The organism is Nostoc sp. TCL26-01 (assembly GCF_013393945.1).
In the GTDB taxonomy this organism is placed as follows: Bacteria; Cyanobacteriota; Cyanobacteriia; order Cyanobacteriales; family Nostocaceae; genus Trichormus.
Genome location: NZ_CP040297.1, coordinates 1,640,946 through 1,656,661, shown reverse-complemented (window position 1 = coordinate 1,656,661; position 15,716 = coordinate 1,640,946). Strand labels below are relative to the sequence as shown.

Annotated in this window: 19 protein-coding genes; 14 read left to right on the top strand and 5 right to left on the bottom strand. The window is 40.7% G+C overall.

Features of this window, described 5'->3' with window-relative positions:
* The first annotated feature begins 90 nt into the window (after window positions 1–90).
* The 5 genes from FD725_RS07010 to FD725_RS06990 all read left to right on the top strand — a co-directional run bounded on the left by FD725_RS07010 (window position 91) and on the right by FD725_RS06990 (window position 4,940).
* Complete coding sequence (locus tag FD725_RS07010) at window positions 91–609, top strand: DUF456 domain-containing protein (protein ID WP_179047453.1); 519 nt, start codon at window positions 91–93, stop codon at window positions 607–609.
* An 11-nt stretch (window positions 610–620) separates the two neighbouring features.
* Window positions 621–1,454 carry a DUF4351 domain-containing protein gene (locus FD725_RS07005; RefSeq protein WP_179047452.1) on the top strand — a complete coding sequence of 278 codons (834 nt, stop codon included), beginning with the start codon at window positions 621–623 and terminating at the stop codon, window positions 1,452–1,454.
* A gap of 114 nt (window positions 1,455–1,568) precedes the next feature.
* Window positions 1,569–2,426 (top strand): DUF4351 domain-containing protein, encoded by an 858-nt coding sequence (locus FD725_RS07000; RefSeq protein ID WP_179047451.1) that lies wholly within the window; start codon window positions 1,569–1,571, stop codon window positions 2,424–2,426.
* A gap of 88 nt (window positions 2,427–2,514) precedes the next feature.
* The gene (gene moeB / locus FD725_RS06995) at window positions 2,515–3,687 is read left to right on the top strand and encodes a molybdopterin-synthase adenylyltransferase MoeB (RefSeq protein WP_179047450.1); all 1,173 of its coding nucleotides are present in this window, start codon (window positions 2,515–2,517) and stop codon (window positions 3,685–3,687) included.
* 80 nt (window positions 3,688–3,767) lie between these two features.
* Complete coding sequence (locus FD725_RS06990; protein WP_179051461.1) at window positions 3,768–4,940, top strand: MFS transporter; 1,173 nt, start codon at window positions 3,768–3,770, stop codon at window positions 4,938–4,940.
* Here the strand turns inward: FD725_RS06990 and FD725_RS06985 are convergent.
* The gene (locus FD725_RS06985; RefSeq protein WP_179047449.1) at window positions 4,933–5,757 is read right to left on the bottom strand and encodes an SDR family oxidoreductase; all 825 of its coding nucleotides are present in this window, start codon (window positions 5,755–5,757) and stop codon (window positions 4,933–4,935) included. The genes FD725_RS06990 and FD725_RS06985 overlap by 8 nt on opposite strands.
* Window positions 5,758–6,437: 680 nt before the next feature.
* Between FD725_RS06985 and FD725_RS06980 the strand changes: the two genes are divergently transcribed.
* Both FD725_RS06980 and FD725_RS06975 read left to right on the top strand, forming a co-directional pair.
* Window positions 6,438–7,124 (top strand): MBL fold metallo-hydrolase, encoded by a 687-nt coding sequence (locus tag FD725_RS06980; RefSeq protein ID WP_179047448.1) that lies wholly within the window; start codon window positions 6,438–6,440, stop codon window positions 7,122–7,124.
* 20 nt (window positions 7,125–7,144) lie between these two features.
* Window positions 7,145–7,450, top strand: a complete 306-nt coding sequence (locus FD725_RS06975; RefSeq protein ID WP_372726708.1) for a hypothetical protein — start codon at window positions 7,145–7,147, stop codon at window positions 7,448–7,450.
* Between the two features lie 107 nt (window positions 7,451–7,557).
* Here the strand turns inward: FD725_RS06975 and FD725_RS06970 are convergent, their stop codons facing one another.
* Window positions 7,558–8,658 (bottom strand): saccharopine dehydrogenase family protein, encoded by a 1,101-nt coding sequence (locus tag FD725_RS06970; RefSeq protein WP_179047446.1) that lies wholly within the window; start codon window positions 8,656–8,658, stop codon window positions 7,558–7,560.
* A gap of 279 nt (window positions 8,659–8,937) precedes the next feature.
* Window positions 8,938–9,264 carry a divalent-cation tolerance protein CutA gene (cutA, locus tag FD725_RS06965; RefSeq protein WP_179047445.1) on the bottom strand — a complete coding sequence of 109 codons (327 nt, stop codon included), beginning with the start codon at window positions 9,262–9,264 and terminating at the stop codon, window positions 8,938–8,940.
* 55 nt (window positions 9,265–9,319) lie between these two features.
* Here cutA and FD725_RS06960 point away from each other — a divergent pair, with 55 nt between their 5' ends.
* On the top strand, window positions 9,320–10,501 hold the full coding sequence (locus FD725_RS06960; RefSeq protein ID WP_179047444.1) for an aromatic acid exporter family protein: 1,182 nt from the start codon (window positions 9,320–9,322) through the stop codon (window positions 10,499–10,501).
* A gap of 7 nt (window positions 10,502–10,508) precedes the next feature.
* Window positions 10,509–10,982 (top strand): DUF4385 domain-containing protein, encoded by a 474-nt coding sequence (locus tag FD725_RS06955; protein ID WP_179047443.1) that lies wholly within the window; start codon window positions 10,509–10,511, stop codon window positions 10,980–10,982.
* A gap of 1 nt (window position 10,983) precedes the next feature.
* Here FD725_RS06955 and FD725_RS06950 read toward each other — a convergent pair whose 3' ends face one another.
* Window positions 10,984–11,256, bottom strand: a complete 273-nt coding sequence (locus tag FD725_RS06950; protein ID WP_179051460.1) for a hypothetical protein — start codon at window positions 11,254–11,256, stop codon at window positions 10,984–10,986.
* Window positions 11,257–11,484: 228 nt separating this feature from the next.
* On the opposite strand from FD725_RS06950, the gene FD725_RS06945 reads away from it, so the two are divergent.
* The 4 genes from FD725_RS06945 (at window position 11,485) to FD725_RS06930 (ending at window position 13,291) form a co-directional block, all read left to right on the top strand.
* On the top strand, window positions 11,485–11,649 hold the full coding sequence (locus FD725_RS06945) for a hypothetical protein (protein WP_179047365.1): 165 nt from the start codon (window positions 11,485–11,487) through the stop codon (window positions 11,647–11,649).
* Window positions 11,650–11,661: 12 nt separating this feature from the next.
* Window positions 11,662–11,985: a helix-turn-helix domain-containing protein gene (locus FD725_RS06940; RefSeq protein ID WP_179047366.1), complete on the top strand. Its 324-nt coding sequence runs from the start codon at window positions 11,662–11,664 to the stop codon at window positions 11,983–11,985.
* On the top strand, window positions 11,982–12,557 hold the full coding sequence (locus FD725_RS06935) for an IS630 family transposase (RefSeq protein ID WP_306296904.1): 576 nt from the start codon (window positions 11,982–11,984) through the stop codon (window positions 12,555–12,557). Before FD725_RS06940 ends, FD725_RS06935 begins: the two co-directional genes overlap by 4 nt.
* A 182-nt stretch (window positions 12,558–12,739) precedes the next feature.
* Window positions 12,740–13,291: a dihydrofolate reductase family protein gene (locus FD725_RS06930; protein ID WP_179047442.1), complete on the top strand. Its 552-nt coding sequence runs from the start codon at window positions 12,740–12,742 to the stop codon at window positions 13,289–13,291.
* A gap of 170 nt (window positions 13,292–13,461) precedes the next feature.
* Here FD725_RS06930 and FD725_RS06925 read toward each other — a convergent pair whose 3' ends face one another.
* A complete protein-coding gene (locus tag FD725_RS06925; RefSeq protein WP_179047441.1) occupies window positions 13,462–13,863 on the bottom strand; it encodes a metal-sensitive transcriptional regulator in 402 nt (133 codons plus the stop codon).
* Between the two features lie 393 nt (window positions 13,864–14,256).
* On the opposite strand from FD725_RS06925, the gene FD725_RS06920 reads away from it, so the two are divergent.
* On the top strand, window positions 14,257–15,477 hold the full coding sequence (locus FD725_RS06920; protein WP_179047440.1) for an HhoA/HhoB/HtrA family serine endopeptidase: 1,221 nt from the start codon (window positions 14,257–14,259) through the stop codon (window positions 15,475–15,477).
* The last annotated feature ends 239 nt before the right edge of the window (window positions 15,478–15,716 follow it).

Here is a 15,716-nt window from a genome sequence, read left to right as displayed (position 1 = left end):
ATTAACTATGCCAAATACAAGTCATTCATCCAGGTGGGTCTCGTTTAGTGCTGCACTTTACTAATCTATGCCTAATATATTTTTCTTGTTATGCAAATAGTCTATTGGTTGCTGATTGCTGTAATGATTGTGGGTGTGATTGGTGCTGTAGTTCCGGCTATTCCTGGAACCAGTTTAATTTTAATTGCCATCATTATCTGGGGAATTGTCAGTAGTTCCTTTGCGGCGATTAAAATTCCGTTGGTAGTGACAGTTATTGTTTTAATTTTAAGTATTGGTGTTGATTTCCTAGCTGGTTACTTGGGAGCAAAGCAAGCAGGCGCTAGTAAATGGGGACAAATAGGTGCGTTTGTCGGTTTAATCTTAGGATTTTTCGGATTATTACCCGCTTTGCCTTTTGGTGGCCCTCTGTTAGGGATTTTACTAGGCCCATTATTAGGAGCGATTATTGGTGAGTATATTTACCGCCGAGAACTTTGGCTGGCTGTGAAGGCTGGTATCGGTATTGTTGTCGGTACATTAGTCGGGAATTTGATTCAAGGCGTGCTAGCGATCGCTGCTGTAGCCGTATTTATTTTTACAACTTGGCCACAAGTATTTGGTAATTAAACTCATCATCCATGTCATTTGATAATCTTTGTAAACTGTTATCAGAAAAACATCCCGAAACCTTTGCCAGTTGGGTGTTAGGAACACCACAAACTGTCGTCAAAGTCCTGAAAACCGAATTGAGTATCGAACCCATACGCGCGGATTACGTCACATTCCTACAACTAGAAGGACGCATTCTGCATCTAGAATTTCAAACCCAACTCGAATCCACACCACCATTACCACTGCGAATGCTGGATTATTGGGTGAGATTGTATCGGCTATATCGTCTACCAATTACGCAAGTGGTAGTACTATTACTTCCACCCGCACCAGGAACAATCATCGAAACAGCATTCACAGTCGAAAACACCCGTCATGAGTATCGAGTGATTCGGATGTGGGAAGAAAACCCAGAGATGTTTCTCAATGAGCCAGCATTGTTACCCTTAGCACCACTCACAGCAACAACTCAACCACAACAATTACTCCAACAAGTTGTGCAACAAGTAAATCAAGTTGAACCCAGACAACGACCAGAAATATTGGCTTATACGCAAATATTGGCAGGGTTAAAATATAGAAAAGACTTGATCAGACAACTATTTCGGGAGGGTATGATGCGCGAGTCAGTTATTTATCAAGAAATTCTCTCAGAGGGTGAGCAAATCGGTCAGCAACGTGGTGAGCAAAGAGAGCGATCGCTGATTCTCCGATTAATAAAACGACGAATGGGAGAATTACCACAAGATATCAGCGATCGCCTAAATACTCTCTCCCTAGAACAATTAGAAAATCTCGGTGAAGCACTGTTAGATTTTACCAGCTTGGCTGATTTAGTCTTATGGTTAGACACTCACTAATAAAATATTTCTGAGTCTAAGTTGACGAGATGCGATCGCCAACTCATCACAGCAACTTAAGTACCAGAAAAACAGGATAATAGTCAAGCTGCATTAAACTGACACTCATCATCAATGTCATTTGATAATCTTTGTAAACTGTTATCAGAAAAACATCCCGAAACCTTTGCCAGTTGGGTGTTAGGAACACCACAAACTGTCGTCAAAGTCCTGAAAACCGAATTGAGTATCGAACCAATAAGAGCTGATTACGTCACATTTCTACAACTAGAAGGACGCATTCTGCATCTAGAATTTCAAACCCAACTCGAATCCACACCACCATTACCCCTGCGAATGCTGGATTATTGGGTGAGATTGTATCGTTTATATCGTCTGCCAATTACGCAAGTAGTCGTCTTATTACTTCCTCCCGCACCAGGAACAATCATCGAAACAGCATTCACAGTCGAAAATACCCGTCATGAGTATCGAGTGATTCGGATGTGGGAAGAAAACCCAGAGATGTTTCTTAATGATCCTGCATTGTTACCCTTAGCACCACTCACAGCAACAACTCAACCACAACAATTACTACAAAGAGTTGTCCAACAAGTGAGTCAAGTTGAACCAACACAACGACCAGAAATATCGGCTTATACGCAAATATTGGCAGGGTTAAAATATAGAAAGGATTTGATTAGACAAATATTTCGGGAGGGTATGATGCGCGAGTCGGTGATTTATCAAGAAATTCTCGCTGAGGGTGAGCAACGTGGAGAAGAACGCGGACTGCAACGTGGTGAGCAAATCGGTCAGCAAAGAGAGCGATCGCTGATTCTCCGATTAATAACACGAAGAGTGGGAGAATTACCACAAGATATCAGCGATCGCCTAAATACTCTCTCCCTAGAACAATTAGAAAATCTCGGTGAAGCACTGTTAGATTTTACCAGCTTGGCTGATTTAGTCTTATGGTTAGACACACACTAATTGATAACATATCTTAAATACTTAACTCTCAAGACGGATATCATTTTTCGATACAATCAATAATCCGCGCTTCCTCATTCAATCTCTTATGCTAAACCCCAATCTGGATGAAATCCAGTTGACTAAAGACGACTACGAACGCTACTCACGCCACCTAATTTTACCGGAAGTGGGCGTAGAAGGGCAAAAACGCCTCAAGGCTGCTAGTGTGTTGTGTATTGGTACGGGTGGACTGGGTTCACCATTACTCTTGTATTTAGCAGCCGCAGGTATTGGACGTATCGGGATTGTCGATTTTGATGTTGTTGATACTTCCAACCTCCAACGCCAAGTGATTCATGGGACATCCTGGGTAGGTAAACCCAAAATTGCATCAGCAAAAAACCGGATTCATGAGATTAATCCTTACTGTCAGGTTGATCTTTATGAAACTCGTCTCAGTTCGGAAAATGCCCTAGATATTGTGAAAGATTACGATATCGTGGTGGATGGGACAGATAACTTCCCTACTAGATATCTTGTGAACGACGCTTGTGTGTTGTTGAACAAACCTAACGTTTACGGTTCTATTTTCCGTTTTGAAGGACAAGCAACGGTATTTAACTACGAAGGTGGGCCGAACTACCGCGACTTGTACCCAGAACCACCACCACCAGGAATGGTTCCTTCCTGTGCAGAAGGTGGAGTTTTAGGGATTCTGCCAGGAATTATTGGTGTGATTCAAGCCACGGAAACTGTGAAAATTATTTTGGGCAATGGCAATACTTTAAGTGGCAGGCTTTTACTGTACAATGCCTTAGAGATGAAATTCCGGGAGTTAAAGCTGCGTCCTAACCCCATCCGCCCAGTCATTGAAAAGCTGATAGACTACGAACAATTCTGTGGTATCCCTCAAGCCAAAGCCGCAGAGGCGCAACAGCAGCAAGAAATTCAAGAAATGACTGTCATTCAGTTAAAAGAATTGTTGGATAGTGGCGCTAAGGATTTTGTCTTACTAGATGTTCGCAACCCCAACGAGTACGAAATCGCCAAGATTCCTGGTTCTGTGTTAGTACCTTTACCAGAGATTGAAAACGGTACGGGTGTAGCGAAGGTAAAAGAAGTACTCAACGGTCATCGTTTAATTGCTCATTGTAAAATGGGTGGGCGATCAGCGAAAGCCCTGGCAATTCTTAAAGAATTTGGAATTGTGGGGACAAATGTTAAAGGTGGAATCACAGCTTGGAGTCGAGAAGTAGACTCATCTGTTCCCGAATATTAAGCCGGAAAAGTGCGAATATAAAATATAAATAGTTTAGAGGGGAAAGATAATTCTACAGAATTAACCCCTCTATTTTTATGATGAACGGTTTAAAGTTATCGTCAAATATTTTATGGGTTCGGGTTTGGGTATTAGCCGGATTACAGGCAGCAATTACCCTTTGTTGGTTAGTTTATCATGCTTATCTACCCCAGCTTCTCGTTCAGTTTGGTTTTCCCCCATCTTTAGCCGTCAGTTTGTTAGTCATTGAAAATGCCTTGAGTGTGATTCTAGAACCACTCATGGGTGGACTTTCTGAACAAAACCAACGTTGGGTAGGTAGTCGATTTCTCTTTATTTCCGCAGGTGTGATCCTGTCAGCGACTTTGTTGATTGCCATACCATGTATTGTCACTTTTGTGGAACCGAAATCTGTTTGGCGATCGCTCTTACCAATCACCTTAGTCGCTTGGGCGTTAGCCATGACAATATTTCGTAGTCCAGCGATGGCTTTACTTAATAAATACTCCACACCTGCTGAATTACCCTTAGCATTTAGCGTTGTTACCTTAGCTGGGGGAATAGTTGGGGCTTTTCGACCGATCGCCAATAAGTTTATCCTCAGTTTAGGCTCAATATTTGCCTTTTTGATCGCTTCTCTAGTCTTACTGGCGACTGCATATGTGTTGCGATTAGTCAACTATCAAGATCCACCAGTTGATGAATATCCCAAAAAAACCGTATCCCTACCTTGGTTTAAATTGAGTCTAATTTTGACTACAGGTTTTAGTGTGGGGTGGGGTTCTCGGTTGCTGATGGGTGTTTTAAGCCAGATTTTACTTACCCAGTTTCCTGGTAATGATTGGTTGATGGTGTGGGTAGGATTAGCGATCGCCATTGCTAGTTTACCTGCTGGGTGGTTGAGTGTGAAGATAGGCGATCGTCAAGCCATGCTGCTGGGTATTGGTATCACCCTGATTTCACTGCTAGTTATGGTTTTCGTCAGTTTGCAAGTTCCTTTTCTGTGCCTGCTCATATTCGGCTTTAGTCTCATCATCAACGGCACAATACCTTTTGCTTTCAAGTTAGTATCTCGTCCTTGGGAAGGTTTAGCAATAGGCACATATTTTGGTGGTTTTGCTTTAGCAATGAGTATATTTGGGGCAATTTTCCTCCAACCCCAAGCAATTACACCGATTGCAGGTACATTGGGTGCGACATTGGCGTTTTTGCTAACGGGTGGATGTATTTTTGCTGGTGGGAATACTAAATAGGAGTTGTTAAGCCAGAAAACAGTTTTTCCCAATCAATCACAGATGGCCTTGTACCTTGATTGATTAACTCAAAAACTTGCCCTGTACTAGATGGATAAAAGATAGATTCCACGCAAGCTGCGGCGACATCAATTCGACTAGCATCACCTGCAATAGTATCACCTTGACCCAAAACTACATCCAGCTTACCGCCAGTTGTCGCCTTCAGCAGAGTATTGAGGTCATAAGAAGTGTAAGGGCCGTCAATCAAGCGTCCTGGACGGATAATAGTGTAAGGTAATCCCGAATTGATCACAACAGTTTCACCCTTTTGTTTGGCATCCAGCACACCAAACCCATTGAGAATCTTAAACGGTAGCTGATGTTTGCGGCGAATGCCTAAAGAAGAAACAAACACAAACCTTTTTAAATTACGTGGTGCGGCGGCGACTAAATTACTCACACCATCTGCATCAAGCTTGGCTGGGCTATTCTTGGCTTGCGCTTCCCTATAATCAGAATCGAGAAAAAATTTCCCCCATTCTAATAAATTAGGTTCTGGCTCAAACTCCCATCTAGCTGAGGGAAAAGCGGTAGTGCCAGTACAAGATATGATGTGAGTCACACCGTTTACTGCTGCGGGGAGTGTATTGGGTTTGCGGATATCACCAACCACAACTTCCACTTGATTGGCAAACATCTTTGTTGCTTTTTCCACACTCCGCGTCAGGATGCGAACCTTCACATTTTTTTCCAACAACTTAGCTACTACCAGTTGTCCTACTCCACCAGTAGCACCAACAACCAGCACCAAATCTTCACTGTTCACAAAAGTCATAACTGCCCTAGAGATAGCCTGTTGTTAATCTACTCAAAAATGTGAGTACACTGTTTGCTACTACAGGCAGATATCAAAGCCAAAAGCCCAGTTTTTATAACCGGGCTTTGGTGAAAGCAGTGGGGATATCCCCCAGAGGGTTCATTATAGAGTTTCTGTATAATTCGCTGTACTGATAAGTAATACCACGGCGCTGTTGGCAATTCCGGAAAACTAGCAGAAATTTTTTATGATTTCAATGAGGAATCTACTGATAGCGGCAAGGCGTAAGATAGAGGATAGAGAAGATTTTGTGGTGATTTGCCGCATTTTTACTGATGAATAATTTATTGACTAACTGGCAAGAGTGGTTAACTGTATCAGCTTATTTAGGGTTGACGGTTTTTGTCATCTGGGGTTTGTTTACTGCCAAGAATCGCCAAGGATAAGTAGTTGTGCAAAATAAATTATCTAGCTGAGAGAGGCAATAGGCAATAGCAATGAGATACAGCGATTTCAGTATTGTTGAAAAATACATAAATACTTATGCGTAGGTACTTAAACTTTGGCAAACCAGAAATGAAGAAGAATTCAGCAAGTTTGGCGCAGGAGTTACTGAAATCAATTCACTTAGCACCTATGCTGCTGTTGAGAGAAACTTGTTTATTTCTAGTCCTGCGTTTGCGTTGCAGCGACAAACTATGCTATTTCGCCAACTTTTCGACCAAGAATCAAGTACCTATACTTACCTGATTGCTGATTCAGAAACTAAGGTGGCTATTTTAGTTGATCCGGTGATCGAACAGGTAGAACGTGACTTACAGGTACTGCGAGAATTAGGACTGACTTTGCAATATTGTCTAGAAACCCATATCCACGCCGATCATATCACTGGTACAGATAGACTCAGGGGGCTGACTGGGTGCTTGGGTGTTGTACCAGAGAACGCCGCCGCTAGTTGTGCCGATTTTGCGCTGGGGGATGGTCAGAGATTAAGATTGGGGAATGTAGAGATTCAAGTGATCGCTACTCCTGGTCATACCAATAGTCATTTAGCTTATCTCGTCAATGGTACGCACTTGTTAACCGGAGATGCTCTATTGATTCGTGGTTGTGGTCGTACTGACTTTCAAAGTGGCGACCCTGGAGTATTATACGATGCTGTCACCCAAAAATTATTTACCCTACCAGAAGATACATTAGTTTATCCTGGTCACGATTACCAAGGGCAGACAGTTTCTACCATCGGTGAAGAAAAACGTTGGAATCCCCGGTTTGCTGGACGCGATCGCTATGAGTTTATTGAGTTGATGAATCACCTAAATTTGCCCAAACCCAAGAGGATGCTAGAAGCTTTACCAGCGAATCAACAGTGCGGTAAAGTATAGATGGTATGAGACTATCAAATTTGAACGTAAAACTATCCAAACATATCGCCTTAATACTACTATTAATTGTCTCAAACACTATTGCATCTCCTGCTTTTGCTCAAGTATGTCGTAACTATCAAGGTCATCGGATTTGCATAGTTAGCATTAATCGTAGTGCTAAAAATTATTGGGAATATAGAGCAAGTGTGAGTGTTGATGGCAAACAAACTCCCATTGAACTTTATAACTGTCGTCAAAAAGTCAAGGTGCAAAAAGATGGTACTGTAGTAGCATTTAAAAACCAAGATCCTGGTGAATTAATCTGTAAGTTTTTTAAAAATTAACTAAGACAAAAGGGGGCATACAAATTTTTATTTTTTAACAAGATAATAAAAAAAAGTGAGATGCTCCCGAACAAAACTCTTATACCTATTGTCTATTGCTGGCAATCTTAACTGTGATGAATTGTGATACCTCGGCTTTGCATAGCTTGGATAAATAAATCTGTCGATAGCGCTGATTCTACTGCCCAAACTCCTGGTTTTTGCAACTTACCTTCTAATAAAAATTGAGCAATACTACCTGTACCACAACCAGACGCTACTGCTGTATTTTCATGTACTAAAGTTGAGCAATAAATATCCTTTTTACCTGCTTTTATACCTGTAACTTCCGAGCGTACCGCAACACCAATCCCACTAAAAGGATTAGTCACATCTGTCATGAAATGACTCACATGAGATAAGAATTCAATCGCCCCATGACGTTGCATTAACCATTTAGGAAAAATATGTGCAGCAATCCAAGTTAAGTGATTATAAAAATCGGGGACTGAGCCAAATTTAGTGATCACAGTTTTCACTGTGGGGAAAGCTGCGGGTAGAGTAAAAGTTTCTGGCATATCAAACCAATAAACCCCAGTGTTTCCATAGGGTGAAGGAAAATTCACCACTTCTCTTTGACTATAGGGTTTAACTGTTTGCCATTGACCATCCAACCAAGCCGTAAAAGGATATTGCAAACCGAGAAATGTAGTCCGCATGACTGTAATTCCCGCACCACCAGAACCAGCTACTAAATAACTTAAATGAATCTTTTCTGGCTCGTCAAATTGCTCAACTCCCTGACGTACCATACTATTAGAAATACCAGGAAAAATCCCTGTATTGACTATTGCCGTTACACCCGCAGCAACGGCTTGCTGATGATATTTTAAAGCCTTACTAGTAAAAGAACGATGATCACTAACATCTAAATAGTTAACGCCTTGTTCAATGCAGATTTTCAGAACATTGGCATCTCGATAGTGAAACGGCCCCGCACAATGAATAACTAGATTAGAGTTGGCGATCGCTTCCCGTAATTTGTCAACCTCAGCCAAATCTAACACCAAAAACTTCGCTCTCTCTCCCAAATCCCAGCTACTACTTTTAGCAGTTTGTGGAGAACGTCCCGTAATAGTAATCTGCGCTTGGGTATAGGTGGCTATATCTTGAGCAACACTACCACCAATTCGCCCCCTGCCTCCAAGAATTAATACGCGATCTGTCATTACTCCGGTGTAAGCAACGTTACTTCTATTTGACCAGCTTTTTGTCTTCTTGGCATCAGTTTATGGGAAGAGTCAATGGTCAATGGTCAATGGTCAATGGTCAATAGTCAATAGTCATTAGTCATTAGAAACATAGTGAAAATTTACTCATCACACCCTTCGGGAACGCCAAGGGCGAACAGCACTCAGCACTCCCTCACTCCCTCACTCAGCACGGGCTAAACGCCCCGCTTCCGCTAACAGCACTCAGCACTCCCTCACTCTCTGACTTAAAAATTCTCATGGGGTAGGTTGTAGCGATCGCACTGGGACTTCAGCGTTTAACCAATTGAGAAAACTTTGATTCACGGCTACAGGTGAAATTTCAGCCATAAAATTAGTATAGGTAATATTTTCTTGAATCACTTGCTCTATTTCTAAAGCATAACCATCTTGAGTCTTGACAATCAGAACTACTTCTGCTTCTTCAGTAATTTCTCCTTGCCAATTATAAGCACAAGTAATTGGAAACCAGTTGACACAAACTGCTAACTTACGCTCAAGTAATGTGCGACCAATTTTTCGTGCTTCATCTGTATTATTTAAAGTTATATAGTAAATTTTCATCACTATCTCCTGGTTGTCATATGAGGTTAGTCTGGGTATTTAGGATGGGAAAGGCATGGTAAAACCTAGTAAGCGTCTTTCTCCCACCGATAATCGAGGCAAAAATTCCCAAGCTTCATCATTCGCGGAGCGTTTTCAAAGAAAGGTGGGTGTTCTGCGATCGCATCATGTCCCAATTATCTCCAAATTTATCACTTGGGCAGCAACACCTAAAGGTCTGTCATTGATTATCCACGGCAAGATGGCATTTAAAATGGGTGTCGCTGCTGCACTGGCGCTTGTAATTGCCCAAAAGTTGCAATGGGAATATCCATTTTATGCAGTGATTGCGGCAATTATTGTTATGTCATCTACCCACGGTAGTACTTTTAAGCAAGGTGTGCAGCGATTAATCGGAACGGTGACTGGGGCTATCGCTGGTGTCATATTTGTTTCTGTTTTGGGGAGTAATTTTTGGTCATTAGGAATATGTGTATTTATTACTTTATGGCTGGCTTATTATTGGCAATTTAACGAAGCAGCCAAGTTAGCAGGTTATGTATCAGCGATCGTGATTTTGAGTCATAGTAGTTCACCTTTAATATATGCTTGGCATAGATTTTTAGAAACTCTTTTAGGTATTGCTGTTGCCTTACTCGTTAATAATTTAATTTTTCCTGCTCATGCGGATACAGAACTGAGGCGTTGCTTATCGCAAATCTTGGTAAACTTGCAACAATTTTATCACCTAGTTATAGAATGTGCGTTAACAGGAACATATGATCGCCAATCTGTAGATGCTTTGAAAATAACTATCATCACGTCTCTAAGAACAAGCAGAGAACTCTGGCAAGAAGTTAAACAGGGACAAACAAATGAATCATCAGAAACACAGCTTAATGAAGCTGGGGAATTTCTCATCCGCAGAATTTGGGAACATATTTTGGCGATGGAGCATACAGTATTAGCCAGAAAACAGGATACTTTTTGGCAAATGTTATCACCCCAAATTACCGCACTATCAAATGAAACACAAAATTCTCTCCTCACCTTAGCAATGGCAGTTAAATCGAGGGAAACTCACATATCTTTAACAGAAATAGATGTTGCTCTTTTTCAAGCTACAAAGGAATTGGAACAACTCAAAACCATACCGCAAACAGACTATTCCATAGATGAACTACTCAGATTTTTTACCTTCTTTTATATAATGGAAGAAGTCGCTAGAAAACTGCAAAGAATGGCAGGTATGATATAATTCAGTAATGACTTTCGATTATTCTTTGGATTATCAAAATATCAATTTTCGCCAACATCCTGAACTTTATCGAGTCGGTAAAGGTGAACAAGGTGTACTTTTAGTAGAGCCATATAAATCAGAAATTCTTCCCTATTGGCGCTTTAAAACTCCTGAGATTGCTAGAGAATCCAGTGAAAAAATCTACCAAATTTTTCTTGATTATTTAGAAAAAGATGACTTTATTGGTGCAGATATGGCACGGAAGTTTTTACAAATGGGTTATACGCGATCGCGTCGTTATGCAAATCATAAAAGTGGTAAAAAGTATGAGCGATCGCCTGCCACTGATCAGAAAGAAATCCTACCCTATGATGTAGATCCAGTCAAGGCTGAGTCAGCAGCAATATTCAAAGCCAAGTGGATAGAAGCAAAAACAAATGCAACATACCGTCAGCTTTTAGCTAGGCATAAACAAATTTACGAAACAGCCAATAGATAAATTAAATCACTTTTGATGCGATCATACCAATCAAGACGGCAAGACCTAGCGCTCTACGAAAATAATTAACGCCTTGAAATAATTCCATCCACGCCCAAGTAAATAGGGAGCCATTTGCCACAAAATCTAAGACTGCATTAATCTTGCCATTTGTCAAAACTAAACTTAGTAAACTAGCCACTACCCACACAATTAGTGGTGGGTTAGGCATCTGAGCGATGACTATATTACCATCGCTGTCACGAAAGGTTTTATCAACTAATGTATTTTCCATCATTTTTCATTGCCACCATTTAATATATCAAAACATGAAGATAAATCTCATTTCCAGCATCTAATAGCTGAGATTGGATAGGAAAAACATATTCATATAGAACTATATCTAGAGACAGACACACAATGGAAGAAGTTGCTAGAAAACTGCCAAGAAGAGCCAATATGTTATACCATTTCACTAAAAAAATGATAAAAATAGTTAAATCAGAAATATGAGTAGAAGTTCATGGCTGGAGTCACAAAAGTAAAAATACAAGAGTCAGCAGAAGAATTACGTGAACTGCTGAAAAAACAAAAAACTGTATTAGGGAAAGAACGTATTCAAGCATTGTATTTACTGAAAATACAGCAGGTAAAGACAATCCAAGATTTGGCAGTAGTGAAGGGATAAGGAAGTGCCACAGTGCAAAGGTGGTTAAAGGCTTATGCAGAATCGGGAATTGACACTCTGGTATCAAGAAAAAAAGGTTCAGGGCGACCACCAATTATTAACACAGATGTTCAAGAGCAACTTTCAAAGGAACTAGAAGACCCCCAGGGATTTAAAAGTTATGAAGAAATCCGAACATGGTTAAAAGCGGTAGAGGGAGTAGAAGCTTCATACAAAGTAGTACACGATACAGTGCGTTATCGAATGAAAGCGAAGCTAAAAGTACCGCGTGCAGTAGGTATAAAACACCAACCAGAAGCGGAAGAGGAGTTTAAAAAAAACTTCCACAATACATAGAAGTAATTCAGAAATATGTCATACCACCAATAGATAAGCAAAGAAGAATTAGATACTGGTGCGAGGATGAAAGCCGTGTGGGGTTGAAGACTGAAGCGGGTAGATTAATTACCAACTTTGGGACTAAACCTATCGGTATCATGCAATGGAAACGGGAGAATTTTTATTTATACGGATTAGTAGAACCGTTAACGGGCGAATATTTTATTTGGGAGTTTTCTCATTTAAATGCGGCTTGTTTTCAGATTTTTTTAGAAAAATTCTCTGCTACTTATTCCCAAGATATACATATTATTCAATTAGACAACGGTGCTTTTCATTTTAGCCAACATCTTCAGATACCAGAAAATATAATTTTGTTATTTCAACCCCCACACACACCGCAAGTTAATCCAATTGAGCGGTTATGGGAAGAAGTTAAAAGACATTTGGCTTGGGAAAGTTTTGCCACGTTAGATGAATTAAGACACTTTATCTGGAAACGTTTGGAGAAATTAAACACATTAACCGTTGCTTCTATAACAGGGTGGGATTTTATTCTTGATGCTTTATTTGAATCAAATTTTTCGTGAATTGGTATTAGAGGGTGTTGGAAAAGTTTCAGTAGGTATAAAAATGTCATTCTGACTGGAGCGGAGCGTCAGGAAGAATCTAGGTTTTGTGGCACATACCGAGATGTTTCATTCCGCTACGCTGCATTCAACATGACAAAGAAACAGACTTTTCAAACGTCCTCTTAAATGGAGTGGAGAAAGTGCGAAAAATTAGTTTATTTATTGCTTCTAGTCTTGATGGATATATTGCCAGAGAATCAGGAGATATAGATTGGCTTTTCACTGATCAAGATTATGGTTACACTGAGTTTTTAGCCAAAGTTGACACTATCATTATGGGGAATAAAACTTATCAACAAGTCCTCAGTTTTGGTGATTACCCATACCATGAAAAGGAAGTTTTTATTTTTTCTCAAACACAACAACAAGAACCTAGCAACAATGCTAAATACGTGAGTAGTAATTGGCAAGATTTTATTAATGACCTACGTCAATCAAGCGGTGGTGATATTTGGTTAGTTGGTGGCGCACAGATGATTTATTTTTTTCTCAAACACAATTTTATCGACGAATTAATTCTTTCAATACACCCCATTATTTTAGGTAGTGGCATTCCCTTAATCTTTAGCGATCGCACTCTAGAAACAGCACTAGAGTTAAAAAATATGGAGACTTTTAACACTGGCTTAGTGCAATTATCTTATAACCTAAAAAGTACCGGAAAAACAAAAAGTAAGTTGAGTGGAATATAGTAGAACCCAACATCTATATTGCCAGAAATATTGTTACAGCAGTTAAGAGTCAGATGAGTTACAGTCTACTCTCTAGCCTCTAAATTCAACGAAATGTACTTCACTAAAGCGAGAAACGCTATATCTTTTCAGATGAATAAAAGAGTGATTCAATCATCCATCAATATAGATTACGGTAAGAATCTATCTAAGGCAGCTTTTAATTGTTCCATTTCTGCATCTATGTTACCTTCCTTGGCTGCTCTAGCAACACACTCAGTTAAATGCTCATCCAAAACAATTCTGGCTACTCGATCTATTGCACCCCTAACAGCCGCAATTTGTAACAAAACGTCAGGACAAGGGCTACTTTGTTGCACCATTGTCTTGATACCACGAATATGACCTTCTATACGTGACAATCGATTAACAATCTTTCTTAATGATTCTTCAGAATGAATGTGAGAATGAACCGTATTGATCTCCCCATGCGTATGACCTGAGAGGTTATATTCATGATCATGATCGTGGTCATCTTCCATTTTTGGCGATACAGGCAAAGGTTCTTGATCTAATCGGTTTGATCCATTCATGGGTAAATACTAAAGACTGATAATACTTCAGATCCTAGCCTAGAGAGGGTCAATCGGGATGGAGTGAGAGAGTGAGGGAGTGCTGAGTGAGAGAGTGCTGACCACTGACTATTGACTAATGACCATTGACTAATGACTATTGACTAAATAATGGGTAAAACCCGAACCTTGGAAGTAGAAATCTCCATAGTAGCTATTGGGCTAAATATTCAATTAATTTTAATTACAGATGGTTTGTTTCAGGTGTAGGAGAGAGATTGCGGTATAAATGGCGAAACTTCAGGTAGGAAGCCAACGTCAATATCGGGGGATTGTCAGCAAATTTGTCAAAATAACAATGGATACCATTGTCATCAACAAGTAAAAATTAGGCTTTTAGATTAGGTTGTAAATATGCGATTCTCCAAAGTACGACGGTCTATACGCCAACTCGGTACTCATGTATTAGCAATAATTATAGGAGTGGCACTGACGGTTAGCACTCTGCGTGTGTTGCCATCACAAGCGGAACCTGCACCCAATCCTAATACAACTGTAGCTGTGCCAGAACTAGTTGCTCAAAAACAATCACCAGCAACGGTAGCTGTAGGTAACAATAGCTTTGTCACAGCAGCAGTCAATCGTGTTGGTTCAGCAGTAGTCAGAATTGACACAGAACGGACGATTACTCGTCGTGTCGATCCTGTTATGGAAGATCCTTTTTTCCGGCGCTTTTTTGGTGATAGCTTCCAAGGGCAATTACCACCAGAACAAATGCGGGGACTGGGTTCTGGATTTATTATTGATAAAAATGGCTTAATTTTGACCAACGCTCACGTAGTTGATAAAGCCGATCGCGTGACAGTTCGTCTTAAGGATGGTCGCACTTTTGATGGCAAAGTTCAAGGGATTGATGAAGTCACAGATTTAGCTGTGGTGAAAATTAACGCTGGGAATAATTTACCCGTGGCTTCCTTGGGTTCTTCCAACAATGTGCAAGTGGGAGATTGGGCGATCGCTGTTGGTAATCCTCTGGGTTTTGATAATACTGTTACACTTGGTATTGTCAGTACTCTCAAGCGTTCTAGCGCTCAAGTGGGAATCACTGATAAGCGTTTGGACTTCATTCAAACTGACGCAGCTATTAACCCTGGTAATTCTGGCGGCCCCTTATTGAATGACAAAGGTGAAGTCATCGGGATTAACACCGCCATTCGGGCTGATGCTATGGGTATCGGCTTTGCTATTCCTATTGATAAGGCTAAAGCGATCGCAACTCAATTACAACGTGATGGTAAAGTTGCTCACCCCTACTTGGGTGTACAGATGGCAACTTTAACACCCCAGCTAGCTAAACAAAACAACACTGATCCTAATTCTGCTTTCACTATCCCTGAAGTCAACGGGGTTTTAGTCATCCGAGTTTTACCAAATTCCCCAGCTGCAAATGCTGGTATCCGACGCGGAGATGTGATTCTGCAAATTGATGGGGTAGCAATCACTAGTGCAGAACAGTTGCAAAACATTGTAGAAGATAGCCGTCTGGGGCAAGTTTTACAAGTGAAAGTGCAACGGGGTAATCAAACACAACAGTTGTCAGTACGTACGGCTGAGTTACAGAATGCCAATTCGTAATTCGTAATGACGCGACGCAGGAGCGTCGCTAACGCTGCGCTATCGCGGACTCGCTACCGCTACGCTAACGTAATTCAACGTTAGCCTCTATTTTGACCAAGGTTGGGACGGTCTACTACTTCTCTTAAGATACAAGGTTGGGTTGTAGCTTGCTTCCCGAAGGGTACGAAGTGAAACCCAACAAATCCGCGAAAAGGTTGGGTTTCGTTCCTCAACCCAACCTTTGGTGAGCAGGGGAG

What these genes read in the sequence shown, in the direction of transcription:
- FD725_RS07010 (WP_179047453.1), top strand. Translation starts at nt 91, where the DNA reads ATGCAAATAGTCTATTGGTTGCTGATTGCTGTAATGATTGTGGGTGTG.
- FD725_RS07005 (WP_179047452.1), top strand. Translation starts at nt 621, where the DNA reads ATGTCATTTGATAATCTTTGTAAACTGTTATCAGAAAAACATCCCGAA.
- FD725_RS07000 (WP_179047451.1), top strand. Translation starts at nt 1,569, where the DNA reads ATGTCATTTGATAATCTTTGTAAACTGTTATCAGAAAAACATCCCGAA.
- moeB (WP_179047450.1), top strand. Translation starts at nt 2,515, where the DNA reads ATGCTAAACCCCAATCTGGATGAAATCCAGTTGACTAAAGACGACTAC.
- FD725_RS06990 (WP_179051461.1), top strand. Translation starts at nt 3,768, where the DNA reads ATGAACGGTTTAAAGTTATCGTCAAATATTTTATGGGTTCGGGTTTGG.
- FD725_RS06985 (WP_179047449.1), bottom strand. Translation starts at nt 5,757, where the DNA reads ATGACTTTTGTGAACAGTGAAGATTTGGTGCTGGTTGTTGGTGCTACT.
- FD725_RS06980 (WP_179047448.1), top strand. Translation starts at nt 6,438, where the DNA reads ATGCTATTTCGCCAACTTTTCGACCAAGAATCAAGTACCTATACTTAC.
- FD725_RS06970 (WP_179047446.1), bottom strand. Translation starts at nt 8,658, where the DNA reads ATGACAGATCGCGTATTAATTCTTGGAGGCAGGGGGCGAATTGGTGGT.
- cutA (WP_179047445.1), bottom strand. Translation starts at nt 9,264, where the DNA reads ATGAAAATTTACTATATAACTTTAAATAATACAGATGAAGCACGAAAA.
- FD725_RS06960 (WP_179047444.1), top strand. Translation starts at nt 9,320, where the DNA reads ATGGTAAAACCTAGTAAGCGTCTTTCTCCCACCGATAATCGAGGCAAA.
- FD725_RS06955 (WP_179047443.1), top strand. Translation starts at nt 10,509, where the DNA reads ATGACTTTCGATTATTCTTTGGATTATCAAAATATCAATTTTCGCCAA.
- FD725_RS06950 (WP_179051460.1), bottom strand. Translation starts at nt 11,256, where the DNA reads ATGGAAAATACATTAGTTGATAAAACCTTTCGTGACAGCGATGGTAAT.
- FD725_RS06945 (WP_179047365.1), top strand. Translation starts at nt 11,485, where the DNA reads ATGGCTGGAGTCACAAAAGTAAAAATACAAGAGTCAGCAGAAGAATTA.
- FD725_RS06925 (WP_179047441.1), bottom strand. Translation starts at nt 13,863, where the DNA reads ATGAATGGATCAAACCGATTAGATCAAGAACCTTTGCCTGTATCGCCA.
- FD725_RS06920 (WP_179047440.1), top strand. Translation starts at nt 14,257, where the DNA reads ATGCGATTCTCCAAAGTACGACGGTCTATACGCCAACTCGGTACTCAT.